This window comes from Pseudomonas sp. RW409, assembly GCF_003184125.1.
Lineage (GTDB): Bacteria > Pseudomonadota > Gammaproteobacteria > Pseudomonadales > Pseudomonadaceae > Aquipseudomonas > Aquipseudomonas chlororaphis_I.
Genome location: NZ_QHHP01000033.1, coordinates 21,357 through 39,178 on the forward strand (window position 1 = coordinate 21,357; position 17,822 = coordinate 39,178).

At 66.0% G+C, this 17,822-nt stretch carries 18 protein-coding genes and 2 pseudogenes; 7 read left to right on the plus strand and 13 right to left on the minus strand.

Going from position 1 to position 17,822, the window contains the following annotated elements:
* Positions 1-18: 18 nt before the first annotated feature.
* Positions 19-735 (minus strand): FadR/GntR family transcriptional regulator, encoded by a 717-nt coding sequence (locus DK261_RS13135; RefSeq protein WP_009049883.1) that lies wholly within the window; start codon positions 733-735, stop codon positions 19-21.
* Between the two features lie 352 nt (positions 736-1,087).
* Here DK261_RS13135 and DK261_RS13140 point away from each other — a divergent pair, with 352 nt between their 5' ends.
* The 3 genes from DK261_RS13140 to DK261_RS13150 all read left to right on the plus strand — a co-directional run bounded on the left by DK261_RS13140 (position 1,088) and on the right by DK261_RS13150 (position 4,913).
* Positions 1,088-2,440 carry an MFS transporter gene (locus DK261_RS13140; protein WP_009049882.1) on the plus strand — a complete coding sequence of 451 codons (1,353 nt, stop codon included), beginning with the start codon at positions 1,088-1,090 and terminating at the stop codon, positions 2,438-2,440.
* Positions 2,441-2,463: 23 nt separating this feature from the next.
* Entirely contained in the window at positions 2,464-3,819 is a 1,356-nt protein-coding gene (gene gudD, locus DK261_RS13145; protein WP_009049881.1) for a glucarate dehydratase, read from the plus strand.
* 98 nt (positions 3,820-3,917) lie between these two features.
* The gene (locus DK261_RS13150; RefSeq protein WP_009049880.1) at positions 3,918-4,913 is read left to right on the plus strand and encodes a diaminopimelate epimerase; all 996 of its coding nucleotides are present in this window, start codon (positions 3,918-3,920) and stop codon (positions 4,911-4,913) included.
* Between the two features lie 181 nt (positions 4,914-5,094).
* Here DK261_RS13150 and codA read toward each other — a convergent pair whose 3' ends face one another.
* From codA to DK261_RS13200, 10 genes and pseudogenes are all read right to left on the minus strand, one after another.
* Positions 5,095-6,348 carry a cytosine deaminase gene (codA, locus tag DK261_RS13155; RefSeq protein ID WP_009049879.1) on the minus strand — a complete coding sequence of 418 codons (1,254 nt, stop codon included), beginning with the start codon at positions 6,346-6,348 and terminating at the stop codon, positions 5,095-5,097.
* Positions 6,349-6,426: 78 nt separating this feature from the next.
* Positions 6,427-7,698: a cytosine permease gene (gene codB, locus DK261_RS13160; protein ID WP_009049878.1), complete on the minus strand. Its 1,272-nt coding sequence runs from the start codon at positions 7,696-7,698 to the stop codon at positions 6,427-6,429.
* A 223-nt stretch (positions 7,699-7,921) separates the two neighbouring features.
* Positions 7,922-8,119, minus strand: coding sequence for a helix-turn-helix transcriptional regulator (locus DK261_RS13165; protein ID WP_009044678.1), 198 nt, complete (start codon positions 8,117-8,119; stop codon positions 7,922-7,924).
* Positions 8,116-8,490 (minus strand): hypothetical protein, encoded by a 375-nt coding sequence (locus DK261_RS13170; protein ID WP_009049877.1) that lies wholly within the window; start codon positions 8,488-8,490, stop codon positions 8,116-8,118. The genes DK261_RS13165 and DK261_RS13170 overlap by 4 nt, the downstream gene beginning before the upstream one ends.
* Before the next feature lie 74 nt (positions 8,491-8,564).
* Positions 8,565-9,188: an NUDIX hydrolase gene (locus DK261_RS13175; RefSeq protein WP_009049876.1), complete on the minus strand. Its 624-nt coding sequence runs from the start codon at positions 9,186-9,188 to the stop codon at positions 8,565-8,567.
* Positions 9,189-9,307: 119 nt separating this feature from the next.
* A complete protein-coding gene (locus DK261_RS13180; protein ID WP_009049875.1) occupies positions 9,308-9,820 on the minus strand; it encodes a nucleoside 2-deoxyribosyltransferase in 513 nt (170 codons plus the stop codon).
* Positions 9,817-10,653, minus strand: a complete 837-nt coding sequence (locus DK261_RS13185; protein WP_009049874.1) for an alpha/beta fold hydrolase — start codon at positions 10,651-10,653, stop codon at positions 9,817-9,819. The genes DK261_RS13180 and DK261_RS13185 overlap by 4 nt, the downstream gene beginning before the upstream one ends.
* Before the next feature lie 21 nt (positions 10,654-10,674).
* A pseudogene (locus tag DK261_RS33545) lies at positions 10,675-10,860 on the minus strand (GNAT family N-acetyltransferase); the annotation flags it as partial.
* Positions 10,861-11,008: 148 nt separating this feature from the next.
* On the minus strand, positions 11,009-11,365 hold the full coding sequence (gene queD / locus DK261_RS13195; RefSeq protein WP_007930577.1) for a 6-carboxytetrahydropterin synthase QueD: 357 nt from the start codon (positions 11,363-11,365) through the stop codon (positions 11,009-11,011).
* A 97-nt stretch (positions 11,366-11,462) separates the two neighbouring features.
* A complete protein-coding gene (locus DK261_RS13200) occupies positions 11,463-12,542 on the minus strand; it encodes a patatin-like phospholipase family protein (RefSeq protein WP_110175988.1) in 1,080 nt (359 codons plus the stop codon).
* Between the two features lie 160 nt (positions 12,543-12,702).
* On the opposite strand from DK261_RS13200, the gene DK261_RS13205 reads away from it, so the two are divergent.
* From DK261_RS13205 to DK261_RS13220, 4 genes are read left to right on the plus strand one after another with little or no spacing between them, the layout of a single operon-like run.
* Complete coding sequence (locus DK261_RS13205) at positions 12,703-13,011, plus strand: PepSY domain-containing protein (protein WP_007930566.1); 309 nt, start codon at positions 12,703-12,705, stop codon at positions 13,009-13,011.
* Positions 13,011-13,325: a PepSY domain-containing protein gene (locus DK261_RS13210; RefSeq protein WP_007930564.1), complete on the plus strand. Its 315-nt coding sequence runs from the start codon at positions 13,011-13,013 to the stop codon at positions 13,323-13,325. Before DK261_RS13205 ends, DK261_RS13210 begins: the two co-directional genes overlap by 1 nt.
* Positions 13,325-13,993, plus strand: a complete 669-nt coding sequence (locus DK261_RS13215) for a response regulator transcription factor (RefSeq protein ID WP_009049871.1) — start codon at positions 13,325-13,327, stop codon at positions 13,991-13,993. The genes DK261_RS13210 and DK261_RS13215 overlap by 1 nt, the downstream gene beginning before the upstream one ends.
* Entirely contained in the window at positions 13,990-15,306 is a 1,317-nt protein-coding gene (locus DK261_RS13220; protein ID WP_028682973.1) for a sensor histidine kinase, read from the plus strand. The genes DK261_RS13215 and DK261_RS13220 overlap by 4 nt, the downstream gene beginning before the upstream one ends.
* 110 nt (positions 15,307-15,416) lie before the next feature.
* Here the strand turns inward: DK261_RS13220 and DK261_RS33870 are convergent, their stop codons facing one another.
* On the minus strand, positions 15,417-16,172 hold the full coding sequence (locus DK261_RS33870; RefSeq protein WP_371356819.1) for a methyl-accepting chemotaxis protein: 756 nt from the start codon (positions 16,170-16,172) through the stop codon (positions 15,417-15,419).
* A gap of 102 nt (positions 16,173-16,274) precedes the next feature.
* Positions 16,275-17,564 (minus strand): annotated as a pseudogene (locus DK261_RS33875) (HAMP domain-containing protein); the annotation flags it as partial.
* Positions 17,565-17,822 lie beyond the last annotated feature (258 nt).

The window sequence follows — 17,822 nt, forward strand, 5'->3', positions numbered from 1 at the left end:
GCTGGCGATGGCCTCCCGTCATCCCGTCGAAAACCGCTCCCGGCTGTTGCTCAGGTGGGTCCACATCGCCGCACGCGCCGCATCCGGGTCCTGGCGGCGGATGGCGGCGTAGACGGCTTCGTGTTCCTGGTTGGCCAGGGTCGCCAGTTGCGCCAGGTCGACATCGCCGCGCTCGGCGTCGCGCACCCGGGTCCGCGGGATCAGGGCGTTGCCCAGGGATTGCAGGATCTGCACGAAATAAGGGTTGCCGGTGGCTTCGGCGATCAGCAGGTGGAAGCGCTGGTCGGCCTCCACGCAACTGTCGTTGTTGGCCAGCAACTGCTGGTAGTCGTCCAGCGCCTGGCGCATCTGCGCCAGTTGCTCGGCGCTGCGCCGGCGGGCGGCGAGGGCCACCGCCTGGGTTTCCAGGCCCAGGCGCAGTTCGAGGATGTCGCGCACGCTCAGGGCGGTGTCGACGTTCAAGCGCAGGCCGTGGGTGTCCTGGCGTTCCAGCACGAAGCTGCCGACGCCGTGGTGGGTTTCCACCCAGCCGGCGGCCTGCAGCTTGGAGATGGCTTCGCGCACCACGGTGCGGCTGACGCCATGGGCGCGGACGATGGTGCTTTCCGACGGCAGCTTGTCACCGGGCTTGAGAATGCCGCGCATGATCTGCCGGGTCAGGTCGCTGACCAGCTCATGGGCCAGGTTGGTGGAAGGGCGACGGCGGCCCGGGGCGATATCGGATTCGGTGCTCATGGCAAGGTCGCGCAGGGAAAGCAAAAAGCTTATCACCGAAGTGGTCGGGCAGCGCTCAACTTGTCTGACATGTATGACAAGTTGTCGGATAAGTCGCTTCCGGATTCAGTGCGGGTTCTTTGTGTGAGTGCGGCCTGAAAAATATTCCAGCTAAAAGAATTTTTATTTATCCAATTAAAATCAATTAGTTGTGATTATTTTACAGCGCCTTTCTCGATCAAGACTGCCTTGCAGACCGGCCTCGGTAGTGAGTCTACGCTTGTGACGCTATTTTTCTACTTGTATGATGACTGTCAACTAGGGCGCTCGCCCAGTCACCCGCACACAACAACAAACAAGTGGGAGAGGCATCGTGAATACCACCCTTGATCCATCCGGGGACGATTCCCTGCTGGCCATCGCCGTGGCGAAGGTCAAGCGTCATGTGCTGCCGCTGTTCGTCATCATGTTCATCGTCAACTACATCGACCGGGTCAACATCGGCTTCGTCCGCACCCACCTGGAACATGACCTGGGCATCGGCGCCGCAGCCTACGGTTTTGGCGCCGGGCTGTTCTTCATCGGCTACGCGCTGTTCGAGGTGCCGTCCAACATGCTGTTGCAGCGGGTCGGCGCGCGGATCTGGCTGACCCGCATCATGTTCACCTGGGGGCTGGTGGCCACGGCCATGGCCTTCGTGCAGAACGAAACCCAGTTCTATGTGCTGCGCTTCCTGCTGGGGGTGGCCGAGGCCGGGTTCTTCCCCGGGGTGATCTATTACTTCACCCGTTGGCTGCCCGGTGTGGAGCGGGGCAAGGCGATCGCCATTTTCCTAAGCGGTTCGGCCGTGGCCTCGCTGGTCTCCGGCCCGCTGTCCGGAGCGCTGTTGCAGATCGAAGGCCTGGGCTGGCACGGCTGGCAGTGGATGTTCATCGTCGAGGGCATGGCCTCGGTGCTGCTCTGCGGTTTTGTCTGGTTCTGGCTCGACTCCACGCCCCGTGACGCCAAGTGGCTGAGCCCCGCCGAACAGGAGGCGCTGGTGCAGGCGATCGACAGCGAACAGCGCGAGCGCGAAGCGGCGATGCCGGTCAAGCCGTCGCTCTGGACCCTGCTCAAGGACCGGCAGATCCTGCTGTTCTGCCTGATCTACTTCTGCATCCAGCTGACCATCTACGCCGCGACCTTCTGGCTGCCGAGCATCATCAAGAAGATGGGCGACCTCAGCGACCTGCAGGTGGGTTTCTTCAACTCCATTCCCTGGCTGATCTCGATCATCGCCATGTACGCCTTCGCCGCGGCGTCCGGCAAATGGAAGTTCCAGCAGGCCTGGGTCGCCAGCGCCTTGCTGGTGGCGGCGGCCGGGATGTTCCTGTCCACCACCGGCGGGCCGGTGTTCGCCTTCGTCGCCGTGTGTTTCGCCGCCATCGGCTTCAAGTCGGCGTCCGCGCTGTTCTGGCCGATTCCCCAGGCCTACCTGGATGCGCGTATCGCCGCCGCGGTGATCGCCCTGATCAACTCCATCGGCAACCTCGGCGGCTTCGTCGCCCCGGCCACCTTCGGCCTGCTGGAGCAGCGCACCGGGTCGATCCAGGGCGGCCTGTACGGCCTGGCGGCGACCTCGATCATCGCCGCGATCATCGTGTTTTTCGCCCGCACCCGGCCCAAGGCCCCTACCACGCCGACACCCTTGGGCGCTGCCCGCCCGCTACTGGACAAATCCCACTGACTTTTGCCGACAGGAACCGACCCATGACGCTTGAATCCACCCACCATCATCCTGGCCAGACACCACTCATCACCCGACTGCAAGTGGTGCCGGTGGCCGGGCATGACAGCATGCTGCTCAACCTCAGCGGCGCCCACGGCCCGTTCTTCACCCGCAATATCGTGATCGTCAGCGACAGCGCCGGTAACACCGGGGTCGGTGAAGTGCCAGGGGGCGAGCGGATTCGCGCCACCCTCGAGGAGGCCCGCGAACTGCTGGTCGGCCAGCCCATCGGCCACTACCAGAAGCTGCTCAACCAGGTGCGCCAGCGCTTTGCCGAGCGCGATGCCGGCGGCCGCGGCCAGCAGACCTTCGACCTGCGCATCGCGATCCATGCGGTGACCGCGCTGGAAGCGGCGCTGCTCGATCTGCTCGGCCAGTTCCTCGGTGTGCCGGTGGCGGCGTTGCTCGGCGAAGGCCAGCAGCGCGAATCGGTGAAGATGCTCGGCTACCTGTTCTATATTGGCGACCGGCGCCAGACCGACCTGGCCTACCGCAACGAAGCCGAGGCCGACGATGCCTGGCTGCGCCTGCGCCATGAACCGGCGCTGAACGCCGAGAGTATCGTGCGCCTGGCCGAGGCGGCCAAGGCGCGGTATGGCTTCAACGACTTCAAGCTCAAGGGCGGCGTGCTGCGCGGCGAAGAGGAAATGGAGGCGGTCACCGCCCTGGCCGAATGTTTTCCCAAGGCGCGCATCACCCTCGATCCCAACGGTGCCTGGTCGCTGAAGCAGGCGATCGCCCTGTGCCGCGACCAGCACCAGGTGCTGGCCTATGCCGAAGATCCCTGCGGCGCGGAAAACGGTTACTCCGGGCGCGAGGTGATGGCCGAATTCCGTCGTGCCACCGGGTTGCCTACGGCGACCAACATGATCGCCACCGACTGGCGGGAAATGGGCCACGCGATCCAGCTGCAAGCGGTGGACATTCCCTTGGCCGATCCGCATTTCTGGACGATGCAGGGTTCGGTGCGGGTAGCGCAGATGTGCCATGAATGGGGCCTGACCTGGGGCTCGCATTCCAACAACCACTTCGATATTTCCCTGGCCATGTTCACCCATGTGGCGGCCGCGGCGCCGGGCGAGATCACCGCCATCGACACCCACTGGATCTGGCAGGACGGCCAGCACCTGACCCGCAATCCGCTGCAGATCGTCGAGGGCTGTGTGGCGGTGCCACAGACGCCTGGGCTGGGCGTCGAGCTGGACCTGGACGCGCTGGCCCGCGCCCACGAGCTGTACAACAGCCGCGGCCTGGGCGCCCGGGACGACAGCGTGGCCATGCAGTGCCTGATCCCGGGCTGGCGCTTCGACAACAAGCGGCCGTGCCTGGTGCGCTGAGCCAGGCGCCGACCCTGTTAGGAGGCTTGGCACAGGGCTTGGCCGGGCCGCTGCATTCACAGTAATGTCAGCGGCCCGTCTGCTTTTGGAACCTCGCAATGACCTCTTTCTACGATGCCCGCGGCAATCTTTACGGTGTGGTGGCGCCTGCCACGGTACGTGAGCTGGGGATTGCCTTGCCGGCCAGCGCGGCCGAGGCGGCGCTGGCCCGGGCCAGCTGGAGCGAACAGGTTATCGAGGCCCTGTGCGGCTGGGCGCCCGGCACCCGGCCGGCTGGGGCCAAGGCCCATCGCAGCGACGGCTTGCTGGTCGGGCCGTTCCAGGACGCGCCGCCGTTCGACCTGCTGATCGTCAACACCGACGGCACCCTGGCCGAGCGCAGCGGCAACGGCCTGACCATCTTTTCCCAGGCCTTGACCGAGCAAGGGCTGCTGCCGGCCCAGGGGCCTACGGAGTTGCGGGTGCATCACGACAAACCGGATGGGGTGTCGCCGGTGGCAACGGTGGTCGAGCCGGCACAGGTCGCCGGGGTGTCCGGCTTCTGGCTGGACCTCGGGCAACCGGCGTTCGGTGCACAAGCCGTGGGCGCGCAACACGGGGTCGAGAATGACGGTTCGAGCTGCGTCGAGCTGAGTCGGGTGCGCGGGCTGGCGCGGCTGCACCCGGAATGGAGCCGCAGCCAGTTCGTGCGCATCGGCAACCCCCATTGCGTGACCCTGGTCGGCGATGCCAACGCCTTGCCAAGCAACCGGCAGATGAATGAAGCGCCCCTGGCCGAGGCGCTGACGCGCATTGCCTACGCCATGCCCACCGGCAGCGGCGAGCCCTGCCCGGCGGGGGTGAACCTGCAATGGGCGTGGCTGGAAGGGCCGCAGCGCATCGCCGCCCGGGTGTTCGAGCGCGGCGAAGGCCCCACCGCATCCTCCGGCACCAGCGCCAGTGCCGTGGCCAGCGCGGCGTGGCGGGTCGGCTGGGTCAAGGCCGGCGAAGTCGCGGTGCTGATGCCTGGCGGCACCGCGCCACTGCGCCTGGAGGAGCGGGGTGGGGAGTTGGTGCGGGTGAGCCTGTTCGGTACGGCGGTGGGTATTGCTTAGATCGAGGTGTATTCAAGTACGCCATCGCGGGCAAGCCTCGCTCCTACAGAAGACCGCGATCTTGGTTTCGGAGTGAGGCTTGCTGCGATGACTTAGCCGTACAGGGATCGGGTTGGTCGCAACAGCACGACTGACGTGCGTCTGTAGGAGCGAGGCTTGCCCGCGATGACGTCAGCGGCCGTTACACAAGCCCCGCATCGCCCGGCAGCTCCACTTGGGCCATCTGCCGTTTCATCAGCACCTTGCCGTCGCGGATCGAGTACAGCGGCAGGCCCTGGCTGCGGATCATTTCATAATCGCTGTCGGCCGACAGGATCAGCAGGTTGGCCGGCCGGCCTTCCTCCAGGCCGTAACGCTCGCCCAGGGCCAGGGCCTTGGCGCTGTTGTCGGTGACCAGGTCGAGGGCGCTCTGCAGGTTGCGGTAGCCGAGCATGTGGCAGATGTGCAGGCCGGCTTCCAGCACCCGCAGGATGTTGCCGTTACCCAGGGGGTACCAGGGATCGACGATCGAGTCCTGGCCGAAACACACGTTCATCCCGGCTTCCAGCAGCTCGTTGACCCGGGTCACGCCGCGGCGTTTCGGGAAGCTGTCGAAGCGCCCCTGCAGGTGGATGCTTTCGGTGGGGCAGGAAACGAAGCTGATGCCCGAGTGGCCGAGCAGGCGGAACAGCTTGGCGCAGTAGGCGTTGTCGTAGGAGCCCATGGCGGTGGTGTGGCTGGCGGTCACCCGCGAACCCATGTCGCGGCTGCGGGCTTCTTCGGCCAGCACTTCGAGAAAGCGCGAATGCGGGTCGTCGGTTTCGTCGCAATGCACGTCCACCAGGCAGCCGGTACGTTCGGCCAGGTCCATGAGGAACTTCACCGAGCTCACGCCCTGGTCGCGGGTGTACTCGAAGTGCGGAATGCCGCCCACCACATCGGCGCCGAGGCGGATTGCCTCCTCCATCAGTTCGCGGCCGTTGCGGTAGCTTTCGATGCCTTCCTGGGGAAAGGCGACGATCTGCATGTCCACCAGGTGCGCGCTTTGCTCGCGTACTTCGAGCATGGCCTTGAGCGCGGTCAGTTCCGGGTCGGTGACGTCGACATGGGTGCGCACATGCTGGATGCCATGGGCGGCGAGGGCGCGGATGGTTTTGCGGGCGCGGGCCTTGGTGTCTTCCTGGGTGATGGTGACCTTGCGCTCGCCCCAGCATTCGATGCCTTCGAACAGGGTGCCGCTCATGTTCCAGCGCGGCTCGCCGGCGGTGAGGGTGGCGTCCAGGTGAATGTGCGGCTCGACGAAGGGCGGCACCACCAGGTTGCCGCCGGCGTCGAGGTCGTCGGGGCCCAGGGTCTGGGCTTCGGTCTGCCGGGCGATGCTGGCGATGCGACCGTTCTCCAGGTGCAGTTCGTGCAGGCCTTCGCGGTTGCGCAGGCGGGCGTTGATGATGAGCATCGGAGCGATTCCTTTTTCAATCCAGGCGGTCAGGGTACGGCGCTCGGGCCGGCGGCCGCAACGTCGCGTGGTCCGGGTTCATGCCTGGATGTCCGCCGCGGTGGTGGCGCGTGCGCCGAACAGGCTGCTCAGCAGCATGTAGCTCAGGGCGGCGGCCGCGATGCCCACCAGCGGCGCGACCCAGGGCGAGCCGAAGGCCGCCACGGTGCCGATGGCATAGGCGCCCAGGCCGGCCCAGTTGAACGCCGGCAACTTGCTGTCGGCCAGGCGCGGGTACTGGCCGCGGTAGCGATAGAAGAAGTCGGCCATGATTACTCCGCCAATCGGCGGGATCACCGTGCCCAGCAGAATCAGGTAGGGCACCAGCATGTCGTACATGCCCAGCAGCGCCAGCAGGGTGCCGATCACCGCGCCGACCAGGGTCACGGTCTTGCGTCGGCCAGTGCGCAGCAGGTTGCAGCCGGCGACGGCGAAGTTGTAGATGGTGTTGTCCTGGGTGCTCCAGATATTCAGCAGGAGCATGGCCATGGCGGCCATGGCGAACCCCTGCAACAGCAGCACTTCGACCACGTCCGGCTGCTGGTAGACGATGGCGCCGTAGGCCCCGATCAGCACCATCAGGCCGTTGCCGATAAAAAAGCCGATCAGGCTGGCCAGCACCGCGACCCTGGCCGAACGCGAAAAGCGCGTCCAGTTGGTGGCCTGGGTGGCGCCGCTGACGAAGGTGCCGAACACCAGGGTGATGGCCGTGGACAGGTCGAGGCTGGCGCTCGGCACCACGGCCAGCAACCCATCGAGGCCGCCGACCTTGACCGTGGCCACCCACATCGACAGCAACAACAGCAGGGCCATGGCCGGCACCGCGATATAAGAGAGGATTTCCAGCCCGCGGTAACCGACGTAGGCGGTGGCGCAGAACACCATACCGAACAGCACCATCAGCCCCAGCACGGTGCCCTGGCCCAGCTCGAAATACTTGCCCAGCACCACCGCGGCGGTGGCGGTGCCCCAGGCGTACCAGCCGATCTGGGTGAAACCGAGGATCAGGTCGCTGAGCTTGCTGCCCACCTCGCCGAAACAGAAGCGCCCCATCAGCACCGAGTTCAGGCCGCTCTTGAAGGCGATATAGCCCAGGCCCGCCGCGTACAGGCCCAGCAGCAGGTTGCCGAGGACGATCACCCCGAGCATCTGGCCAAAGCTGAAGGCCACGCCGAGCTTGCCACCGGCGAACATGGTGGCGGTGAAAAAGGTGAAGCCCAGCAGCACCATGGCCGTGGAGGCCAGGCCCTTGCGCGCGTGCATCGGGACTTCGCTGAGCGGGTAGTCGTTGCCTGGATCGTTCTGCGTCATCTGCCTTCCCCTGATTGGCCCAGGCCGGGCCTGGTGCGTAAGCGACGCAGGCCCATTGCAGTCGCCGTGCCAACGCCCTCGGCGTCAGGGGCGCCCAGCCGGCGTTGTGCAACCTGCAGGAGATTTATAGACAAGCAGCGGATTTTTGCTTTGTGGCGTGTCCGATTGGCCGGCTCAGGCGCGAAAGCGGTGCGCCGGTGAGACAAATTGGATCACTGGCCGCTCAGTCCTCGGGAGCCTCGAAAATACCCTCGATGGGCAGGCCGAAGGCCTTCGCAATCTTGAAGGCCAGGGGCAGGCTGGGGTCGTAGCGCCCGGTCTCGATGGCGTTCACCGTCTGCCGCGAAACCTCAAGGCGCGCGGCCAGTTCCGCCTGGGACCAGCCTTGCGCGGCGCGCAGTTCACGCAGGCGGTTGTTCACTGGTAACGCCTGTTGCCGAGAAGCGTGGCCACCAGCCATACCGAGCCCATGATCGGCCAGACGGCGAACATCGACAGTCGCGGCAGGCCCGCTATTTCCAGGAAGCCGTAGCTGAAGGTGATCAGCGCGGTACAGACAAAGGCGATGCCCAGGGCGTTGAGCTGGATGCGCTGGCTGAGTTCATCCAGGCGCCGCAGCTGGCGGATGACCACCAGCGCCATGGCGATCATCGGGATCACGGGAATCAGCGACACCGCGATGCGCCCGGCGCTGCTGTCCATGCCCGACATCAGGTAAGTGCTGAGCACCACGGCGACAAGGTACGCCAGCAGGGCGAGGGTGAATTCCACGAGGTAGCGTTTGCCGCACATGGCCGGCTCCTGAAGTAAAGGGTGCTTTACATTAGGCAGGCGCTCCAGGGGTGTCAAGGACGCTTTACATTGGCTCAATCGAACAGGGTCAGGCGGGTTTCGCCGCGATGGAAGGCAAAGGCCGCTTCGATATCGCCTTCCACGGTGCGGCCGCGGGACAATTCGGGCAGGGCGTCGAGGGCGAAGAACCCGGCGTCGCTGACTTCCGAGCCGGCCACCGGGGCGCTGCGCTCACTGCGTTCGCAGAGAAAATACAGCTTGTAGAAATCCCGGGTGTCGGGGGTGAAGGGGCCCTTGGCCTTGTGCCGGACGCTGTAGAGGGCGCGAGCCGAGACGCTGAGCCCGGCTTCTTCGTGGATCTCCTTGACGATGTTTTCGGCGGCCGACAGGCCGATATCGGCATAACCGCCGGGCAAGGCCCAGCGGCCGTCGGTCTGTTCGCGGACCAGGAGGATGCGCTCGTCTTCGATCAAGGCGCCACGCACATCCACCAGGGGTGTCGAGTAGCGTTTGGCGAAGTCCGACACCAGGCCGGCGATGCGTTCCAGGGGCACGTCGGCCAGTTGCGCGAGCATGTCGTGGGCGATATCGGCGACTTCCTGGTAACGCTCGCGATCGAAGGGGTCCTTGCAGAAATGCAGCCCGGTGGAGGCGAGGGCCTGCAAGCGTTTGGCGTGGGTGAGCCAGGTGTTTTCCATGGTGGATGTCCTCAAGTAATCGCTGGGGCTGAATCCGTCACTGTAGGAGCGAGCTTGCTCGCGATGAGGCCCCTGAGCATTGCATCGACCTTGAAGATTTATCGCGAGCAAGCTCGCTCCTACAGTGGGGGGGCCGGCCGTTGTCGTGCGAGGTAAGCGGCCAGGCGCGGTAGGGCTTCTTCGGCGCTGCGGCTATGGCCGGCCCAGGTACAGGCCAGCATCAGGTTGCGCGGCAGCTGGAAATCCTCCACCAGGAAACCTTCGGCGTCGCGGCCGTCGGCGTCATGGGGCACTTGTTCGCGCAGGGTCGCGGGTGCGTCGAACCAGGCCCACACCGGTTTGCCCAGGGCGATGGCCATGCCCACCTCGAAGGCGGTGCCGGAGTCCGGTTCCAGGCCGCGAAAGGCGTTGAGATTGGCCAGCACCGCGTCGCAGTCGCGGATCATCTGCAGGTTCTGCTGGCAGATCAGTTGGGCGGTCTGCTCCGGCGTCGGCTGGGCCGGCACCTGCTGATCGAAAGGGTAAAGGCCTTGCAGGCCCTGGGCCTGGCACAGGCGCTTGAGGTATTCGCCGCGGGCGATGGCATCGCGGCGAAATACATCGAAGCCGGCGAGGTAGATGCGTGGGCTCATGTCTCGCTCCCGGCCTGGGGTAGAAAACGCAGCAGCGCGGCGATGATGGCTTCCGGTGCGTCTTCCTGCAGCAGGTGGCCGGCGTTGGGCACGGCCTGGAACCGCGAGCCGGGGATCAGCTGGTGCAGTTGGCGACCGCGCTCGATGGGGATCCACTGATCGTCCTCGCCCCAGAGGATCTGGGTCGGGCAACGGATGCTCGGATAGAGCCCGGCCACTTCCGTGGTGTAGCGCTCGTCCATCTGCGCGATCTGCCGGTAGAAGGCGGCCTGGCCGCTGGCGCCGAGCCAGGGCTGGACGTAGGGTGCCAGCTCCTGGTCGGGGATCTCGCGCTGGATCGCCCCACGAATGTAGGCCGGCACAATGGCGCGCTGGATGTAGTCCGGCACGCCGCTGAAGGCCTGTTCGTGCTGGCGCACGTGCTGCACGAACGGCGAGCCCCAGGGCGACAGCGCCACCGGGTCGATCAGGGTCAGGCTGCGGTAGTCCTTGCCATTGAGCAGGTGGGCGCGCAGGGCGGTGGCGCCGCCGAAGTCGTGGGCCACCACGTCCGGGCGTTCCAGGCCCCAGTGCTCCAGCAGTTCGGCCAGCAGCTGGTTCTGCACGCCGAGGGACACATCCTGGCCGACGGCCTGTTCCGACTGGCCGTAGCCCAGCAGGTCGAAATAATGCACCCGGTGGCTGGCGCGCAAGTGCGGGGCGATGCGGTGCCAGACGTAGGAAGAGAAGGGCGTGCCGTGCACCAATACCAGGGGCGGGCCCTCACCGTGAATCGCGTAGCGAACGGTGTACCCATTGAAGCTGTAGGTTCGATCCAGCGGCCAATCGCTCATGCTGTGGTCCTCTGCGGGTGATCAGTCCAGCGCCTTGCTCATGTAGGCCCGGCGCAGCCCGCGCTCCTCGGCGCGGTGGCTCTTGGTGTAACCGCGACGCGTGTACAGGGCGATGTTTTCGCTCATGGCTTCGTGGGTGTAAAGCCGGATGCAGCTATGACCGACGGCGAGCGCCTGTCGTTCAGCGAAGTCCGGCCATTGCCGGCCTGGATCAGGCTCAGGTCGGCCACGGTGGCCGGGCGAATGGTCGAGGGCATGAGGGGGCGTTCTCCGCTCAAGGCGCGAGGGCCGAGCGGGCAGGCATAGGCATAAAAAAACCACCGCGGGCGGTGGTTTTTTTCAAGCGGGCGACGGTTTATTCGCCGCGATAGATGCAGCCGCTGGTGCAGGTCTCGTGGATGCGGATCGCACTCAGCTCCGGCAGCAGGGGTTTGAGCTCGTTCCAGATCCACTTGGCCAGCACTTCGCTGGTGGGGTTTTCCAGGCCGGGAATGTCGTTCAGGTAGTTGTGGTCCAGGCGCTCGTAGAGCGGCTTGAAGATCTCCTTGATTTCGGAGAAGTCACGAATCCAGCCGGTGTGCGGGTCGAGGTCGCCGCTCAGGTGGATGGCCACCTTGAACGAGTGGCCGTGCAGGCGCCCGCACTTGTGGCCGGCAGGCACGTGGGGCAGGCGGTGGGCGGATTCGAAGGTAAATTCTTTGAAGATTTCCACAGTGTCGGTCAGCTCGGTCAGGTGGCTATCGCCGCGGGCGATGTAAGGCAGGCAGCGAGTTTACCAGCTTGGTTGTGCGGGTGCGGGAAAACACTGACTAAAGGGTCAATAGCCGTTCGCCGAGACGACCACCTGCGGCCAGTTCGAGGAACTCGTCGCCCAGCCGCCGGCTTTCGTCCATCGCGCTGCGCCAGTATTTCTGGCGGCTGGCGTCGTCGCCCATGAAACGCTTGAAGTCGTTGCGGTCCGGCAGCTTGCCGTAGGGCAGGCGCGCCAGGTATTCCTTCGACGGCGCCAGCAGCAACACGTCCTGCAGACGGCCGGGGTTGCCGCGGCGCCAGGGCAGGGTCTTGTCGAACCAGCCGGGAATCACCCGGTCGGTGAAGTGCGGGTAGAGCACGATATCGTCGCCGCTGTAGGGCAGGTCGAGGTGGTAGTCCAGCAGGCCGCCGTCGCGGAAGGTGCCGGCCCCGGCGCCGGGCAGGTCGCGCACGCCTTGCATGACCATCGGGATCGAACCCGAGGCCAGCAGGGCCTGGCGCAGGTTGCCGGTGTCCAGTGGCACGAAGCGCGAGGGGAAGTCGTCGAGGGCCCGCAGCGGCGGCGCCAGGCGCGGGTCGTGCAGCACCAGGCGTTCGAAGTGCCGCGACAGGTGCGCGCGGCCACGCAGGTTGTCGGCGATCACCGAGGACAATCCCAGGCCCAGCCGCCCGCGATGGTCGTCGGCGAGCAGGCCGTGGCTTTTCACCACCATGATGTTCAGCCGGTAGTGCGGGTTGTCGAGAATGCTCGCGTCGCGGCCATCGAGCAGCTCGTGCAGCATGCGCTGCGAACTCTGGCTGATCTGCGCCATGGTCACGCCCTTGGCGAAACTCTGGGCGTTGTACAGCTGGCCCAGGCGGCGGATGCCTGCGGCGGCGTCCGGCAGGCAGGCGCTGGCGAAGCGCCAGGAACCCACCGAGGCACCGATCAGCGAACGCTCCCGTGGCGCCGCCGGCAGCCATTCGCCGAACAGCGCCAGGTCCAGCCCCTGGATGCCCAGGGCTTTTGGCCCGCCGGCGGCGCCGGGCAGGGTGCCGACTTCGGCCGCGCTCAGGCCGTTGGCGCGGATACGGGCCAGGGCGCGTGGGCCGGCCTTGAGGGTCAGGGCGGGAAACTTGATGTGGATGGCGGTCATACCGGCCTCAATCTCGAGCGACGGGTGAGTATAAAAGCTCGGGCCGGCGGCGCCGAATGAAACCTGCGCGCTGGCGATGATGGCCATTCAGTTTCAATTAAGTTCGACCCGCTATCGTGAGCCGCGTAGCAACACATAACGAGAAAGCCGGAGACACCCCATGAAAACCCTGACTGCCCTGTTCACCGCGACCCTCATCGGCATGACCGCCAGCCTGGCCCATGCTCGCGACCTGGGGCCCGACGAAGCCCTGAGACTGCGCGACGCTGGTACCATTGTGTCCTTTGAAAAACTCAATGCCACGGCATTGGCCAAGCACCCGGGCGCGACCATCACCGAAACCGAGCTGGAAGAGGAGTACGGCAAGTACATCTACCAGATCGAGATGCGCGACCCTCAAGGGGTTGAGTGGGACCTGGAATTGGACGCGGTGAGCGGCCAGGTGCTCAAGGATCATCAGGATACGTAATGAAGGTGAATCTACGCGCCGGCAGCAGGGTGGCCCTGGCGCTTCTGGCTTTTTGCTCGGTGGCGCTGGCCCGCGACCTGGACCAGGACGAAGCCCTGCGCCTGCGCCAGCAAGGGGTGATCCTGCCGCTGGAACAGTTGCTGCAACAGGCCCTGGACCGTTACCCAGGGGCCAAGCTGCTGGAAGCCGAGCTGGAAGAAAAACACGACGTCTACATCTATGAAGTCGAGCTGCTGACCGCCGAGGGCGTGGTCCGCGAGCTGGACCTCGAGGCCACCACCGGCCGCTTACTCAAAGACAAGGAAGATGACTGATGCGCCTGCTCCTGGTGGAAGACCACGTCTCCCTGGCCGACGAACTGCTGGCCGGGCTCAACCGCCAGGGCTACGCCGTGGACTGGCTGGCCGATGGCCGTGACGCGCTGTACCAGGGCGCCAGCGAGCCTTACGACCTGATCGTGCTCGACCTCGGCCTGCCGGGGGTTCCGGGCCTGGAGGTGCTGGAGAAATGGCGTGCCGGCGGCCTGGCGACCCCGGTGCTGATCCTCACCGCCCGCGGCTCCTGGGCCGAGCGCATCGAAGGCCTCAAGGCCGGTGCCGACGACTACCTGACCAAACCCTTCCACCCGGAAGAATTGCACCTGCGCATCCAGGCGTTGTTACGCCGTTCCCATGGCCAGGCCAACCAGCCGACGCTGCAGGCCGCCGGGCTGCACCTCGACGAAGGCCGCCAGTGCGTGGTGCGCGACGGCGTGGATATCCAGCTGACCGCCGCCGAGTTCCGCCTGCTGCGCTACTTCATGCTGCACCCGGAGCAGATCCTCTCGAAAAGCCACCTGGCTGAGCACCTCTACGACGGTGAGACCGAGCGCGATTCCAACGTGCTGGAAGTCCACGTCAACCACCTGCGGCGCAAGCTCGGGCGCAGCGTGATCGAAACCCGTCGCGGCCAGGGCTACCTGTTCGGCGGGAGCGCCCAGTGAGGTCGATCCAGCGCCGCCTGAGCCTGGGCCTGATCAGCGTGATGGTGATTGTCGGCCTGGTGCTGGCGCAGACCAGCCTGTGGCTGTTCGAGATGGGCTTGCAACGCTACCTGGAAGCCGGCCTGCGCAACGACAGCGAAAGCCTGCTGGTGGCGCTGGTGCGTGGCCCCCAGGGTTTGCAGCTGGACGAGCGGCGTCTGTCGCCGGCTTATCAGCGGCCGTTTTCCGGGCATTACTTCCGCATCGATTTCGATGACGTGCACTGGCGCTCCCGCTCGTTGTGGGACCAGGACCTGCCTGCACTTGCGCAGACCGGCCTGCACAGCAACCTGCAACTGGGACCGGAAGGCCAGCGCCTGCTGGTGCTGCGCACCGACTACCGGCGCCTCGGGCAGTCGATTTCCATCAGCGTCGCCCAGGATTACACCCCGGTGCGCGAGAGCTTCCTGCGCATGCAGCAGGTTGGCCTGGGCCTGGGCTTGGCCGGCCTGCTGCTGATCCTGATCCTGCAGCGGCTTACCGTGCGCCGCGCCTTGCGCCCGCTGGAACAGGCCCGCGAGCAGATCGCCCAGCTGCAACGCGGCCAGCGTTCGCAACTGGACGAACAGGTGCCGTTGGAGCTGGAGCCGCTGGTGGCGCAGATCAACCATTTGCTGGCCCATACCGAGGACAGCCTCAAGCGTTCGCGCAATGCCCTGGGCAACCTCGGGCATGCGCTGAAGACCCCGCTGGCGGTGCTGCTGAGCCTGGCTTCCAACCCCAAGCTGCAAGCGCACCCGGAGTTGCGCCAGTTGCTCGAGGAGCAGCTGGAGCAGGTGCAGCAGCGGCTCAATCGCGAGCTGAACCGCGCGCGCCTGGCCGGCGATGCCTTGCCCGGCGCGCTGTTCGATTGCGACGCCGAGCTGCCGGGACTGCTGGCGACCCTGAACATGATCCATGGCGAGCACCTGGACCTGAGCTATCAGGCGGCCCCCGGCCTGCAACTGCCCTGGGACCGGGAAGACCTGCTGGAACTGTTGGGCAACCTGCTGGACAACGCCTGCAAGTGGGCCGATGCCGAAGTGGCGCTGAGCGTCTGGCAGACCGCCCAGGGTTATGGCCTGGCGGTGGACGACGATGGGCCGGGGATTCCCGAGGAACAGCGCAGCCAGGTGTTCAGCCGTGGCACGCGCCTGGACGAACAGACCGATGGCCATGGCCTGGGCCTGGGCATCGTGCGTGACATCGTCGAGAGCTGGGGCGGGGTGCTGCGCTTGCTGGAAAGCCCGCAGGGCGGCCTGCGGGTGTTGATCGAGTTGCCTGGGCGCCAGTAGTGGTTGGGACCGAGCCTTGCGGTGACAGGCAGATCGCTATCGCGAGCAAGCTCGCTCCTACAGAGACGGCGCCGTCAGTGTAGGAGCGAGCTTGCTCGCGATGAGACTCTTCAGACCCGGAACTGATCCATCAGGCTCTGCTGTTGGTTGGCCAGGCTGTTCAGCGACTGGCTGACCCGCGCCGATTCGTTGGCCTGCTCCGACAGCGACTCGGTGACGTCGCGGATGGTCGCCACGTTGTTGTTGATCTCCTCGGCCACCGCGCTTTGCTCTTCGGCGGCGCTGGCGATCTGCAGGTTCATGTCGCTGATCACCGTCACCGCGTCGCCGATCTGCCGCAGGGCGGTGACCGCCTGGCCGACCTGTTCGACGCTGCCCTGGGCCTGGCGATGGCTGTTGCCCATCGAGCCGACCACGTCCTGGGTGCCGCTTTGCAGCTCCTCGATGACCTGGCGGGTTTCCTCCACCGACTCCTGGGTGCGACGGGCGAGGTTGCGCACTTCGTCGGCGACCACCGCGAAACCGCGCCCGGCCTCGCCGGCGCGGGCGGCCTCGATGGCAGCGTTGAGGGCCAGCAGGTTGGTCTGCTCGGCGATGGCGCGGATCACTTCCAGCACCGTACCGATCTTCTCGCTGTTGGCGGCCAGGCCTTCGACCTGGGTCATGGCGGTGCTCATGTCGGCCGCCAGGTGGTCGATGCTCGCGGTGGTGCGGTCGATCACGCTCAGGCCCTGGCGCGTGGCCTGGTCGGCATCGCGGGCGGCCTGCGCAGCCTGGGCCGCGCTGCGGGCGACGTCCTGGGCGGTGGCGCTCATCTCGTGGGAGGCGGTGGCCACCTGATCGACCTGGCGGTACTGCTGCTCCATGCCGGCGCTGGTCTGGGTGGCGATGGCCGAGGACTGGTCGGCGGTGCCGCGGGCGTCCTGCACCGAGCGTTTCACCTCGGCGATGATCGGTTGCAGCTTGTCGAGGAAGCGGTTGAACCAGCCGGCCAACTGGCCCAGTTCGTCCTGTTTGTCGTAGGCCAGGCGCCGGGTCAGGTCGCCTTCGCCGCTGGCGATGTCTTCCAGCATGTGTGCCACGCCGAGGATCGGCCGGGTCACGCTGCGCGCCATCAGCCACACCAGCAGCAGGCCGAGCACCGCGGCCAGCAGGCCCAGGCCCAGCTCGACCAGGGTGCCGGCCTTATTGCTCTGGTCCAGCTGGTTCTTCAGCGCTTCGGCCGGGCCCACCAGGACCCGCTCCGGCACTTGCAGCAGCACGCCCCAGGGCTTGCCGCCGGGAATCGGGGTGAAGGGCGCGAGCACTTTCAGTTCGCTGTCGTCGTTCAGGCTCTGGGTCTGGGTGCTGGCCGACAGCAGGCGGATCAGTTCGCCGCCGTTGGCCTGGTCCAGCTGGTCCAGGCGCTGGCTGAGCTTGCTGGCGTCGGCGCTGTAGCCGGCGAGCAGGCCGACCGGGCTGATGATGCTGACCGTGGTCTGGCCGTCGTAGAGTTCCTTGCTCGCTTGCTGGCTGACCGATTGCAGGCTGTTGAGGTTGATGTCCACCGACAGCGAGGCGATGACTTTGCCGTTCACCAGCAGCGGGAACACGATGCTGGTCATCAGCACGTTCTGGTCGTCGATCGCATAGAAGTAGGGCTCGATCACGCAGGGCTTGAGGGTGCTGCGCGGGCAGGTGAACCAGGCGTTGGCCGGCTGGCCGCTGGGGCCGGTGGTGGTGTCGCTCATGTCGCTTTCCGGCAGCGCCATGGAGGTCAGCTTGCCCGGGGTCGGCTGTGACCAGTAGAGGGCGAAACGGCCCTTGTCGTTGCTGCCCAGTTCGCCCTGGCCGCTGAAGAGTTCGTCCTTGCCGTCCAGGGCATTGGCCTCGAACACCAGCGACAGGCCGAGCAGGTCGGGGTTGGCCTGCAACGCCGACTTCACCTGGCGGGTCAGGTCCTCGCGCAGGTCGAAGGCATCGAGGAAGCGCTTCTCGGCCTGCTCGCGCAGGAACAGCACCTGGCGCGAGAAACCGTGGCCGTATTGATAGGCGTCCATGAACTGCTGGCGGATGCCCAGCGCCTGGACTTCGCCCTGGGCCTCGATGCGGGCCTGGGCGGCTTCGTTGAGCATCTCCATGCTCGAAGCCTTCACCAGTGCGGAGCTGTGCTCCATGCGGTACAGCGAAAGCCCTACCAGCAGGGTCACGATGCCGGCCAGGCAGAGTCCGGCGAGCAAGGTGATTTTCCACTGGATGGAAAGTTGTCTGAGCGACATGGAGATGTCCTTATTCGATATTTATTTGAGACTTTGCAACGTATCGGCCGCAGAACGGCCTTCTTTAAACGCTCGTTCGAATTTCCCCGGGGGGCTGGCTCGTTGCGGACTCGCCCCTAAGCCACCGTCTCCTGTAGCCGCTGCCGCAGGCTGCGCTCGACCACGAAGTGGGCGCTGCTTTTGAGGGCCTCGGAAGGTCCTTCGGACCTTATCGCAGGCTGCGCCAGCGGCTACAGGAAAGGCGTTGGCAGCGGACCG

Coding starts and splice junctions, on each gene's coding strand:
- DK261_RS13135 (WP_009049883.1), bottom strand. CDS start 735: ATGAGCACCGAATCCGATATCGCCCCGGGCCGCCGTCGCCCTTCCACC.
- gudD (WP_009049881.1), top strand. CDS start 2,464: ATGACGCTTGAATCCACCCACCATCATCCTGGCCAGACACCACTCATC.
- DK261_RS13150 (WP_009049880.1), top strand. CDS start 3,918: ATGACCTCTTTCTACGATGCCCGCGGCAATCTTTACGGTGTGGTGGCG.
- codA (WP_009049879.1), bottom strand. CDS start 6,348: ATGCTCATCATCAACGCCCGCCTGCGCAACCGCGAAGGCCTGCACGAA.
- codB (WP_009049878.1), bottom strand. CDS start 7,698: ATGACGCAGAACGATCCAGGCAACGACTACCCGCTCAGCGAAGTCCCG.
- DK261_RS13170 (WP_009049877.1), bottom strand. CDS start 8,490: ATGTGCGGCAAACGCTACCTCGTGGAATTCACCCTCGCCCTGCTGGCG.
- DK261_RS13175 (WP_009049876.1), bottom strand. CDS start 9,188: ATGGAAAACACCTGGCTCACCCACGCCAAACGCTTGCAGGCCCTCGCC.
- DK261_RS13180 (WP_009049875.1), bottom strand. CDS start 9,820: ATGAGCCCACGCATCTACCTCGCCGGCTTCGATGTATTTCGCCGCGAT.
- DK261_RS13185 (WP_009049874.1), bottom strand. CDS start 10,653: ATGAGCGATTGGCCGCTGGATCGAACCTACAGCTTCAATGGGTACACC.
- DK261_RS13200 (WP_110175988.1), bottom strand. CDS start 12,542: ATGACCGCCATCCACATCAAGTTTCCCGCCCTGACCCTCAAGGCCGGC.
- DK261_RS13205 (WP_007930566.1), top strand. CDS start 12,703: ATGAAAACCCTGACTGCCCTGTTCACCGCGACCCTCATCGGCATGACC.
- DK261_RS13210 (WP_007930564.1), top strand. CDS start 13,011: ATGAAGGTGAATCTACGCGCCGGCAGCAGGGTGGCCCTGGCGCTTCTG.
- DK261_RS13215 (WP_009049871.1), top strand. CDS start 13,325: ATGCGCCTGCTCCTGGTGGAAGACCACGTCTCCCTGGCCGACGAACTG.
- DK261_RS33870 (WP_371356819.1), bottom strand. CDS start 16,172: ATGGAGCAGCAGTACCGCCAGGTCGATCAGGTGGCCACCGCCTCCCAC.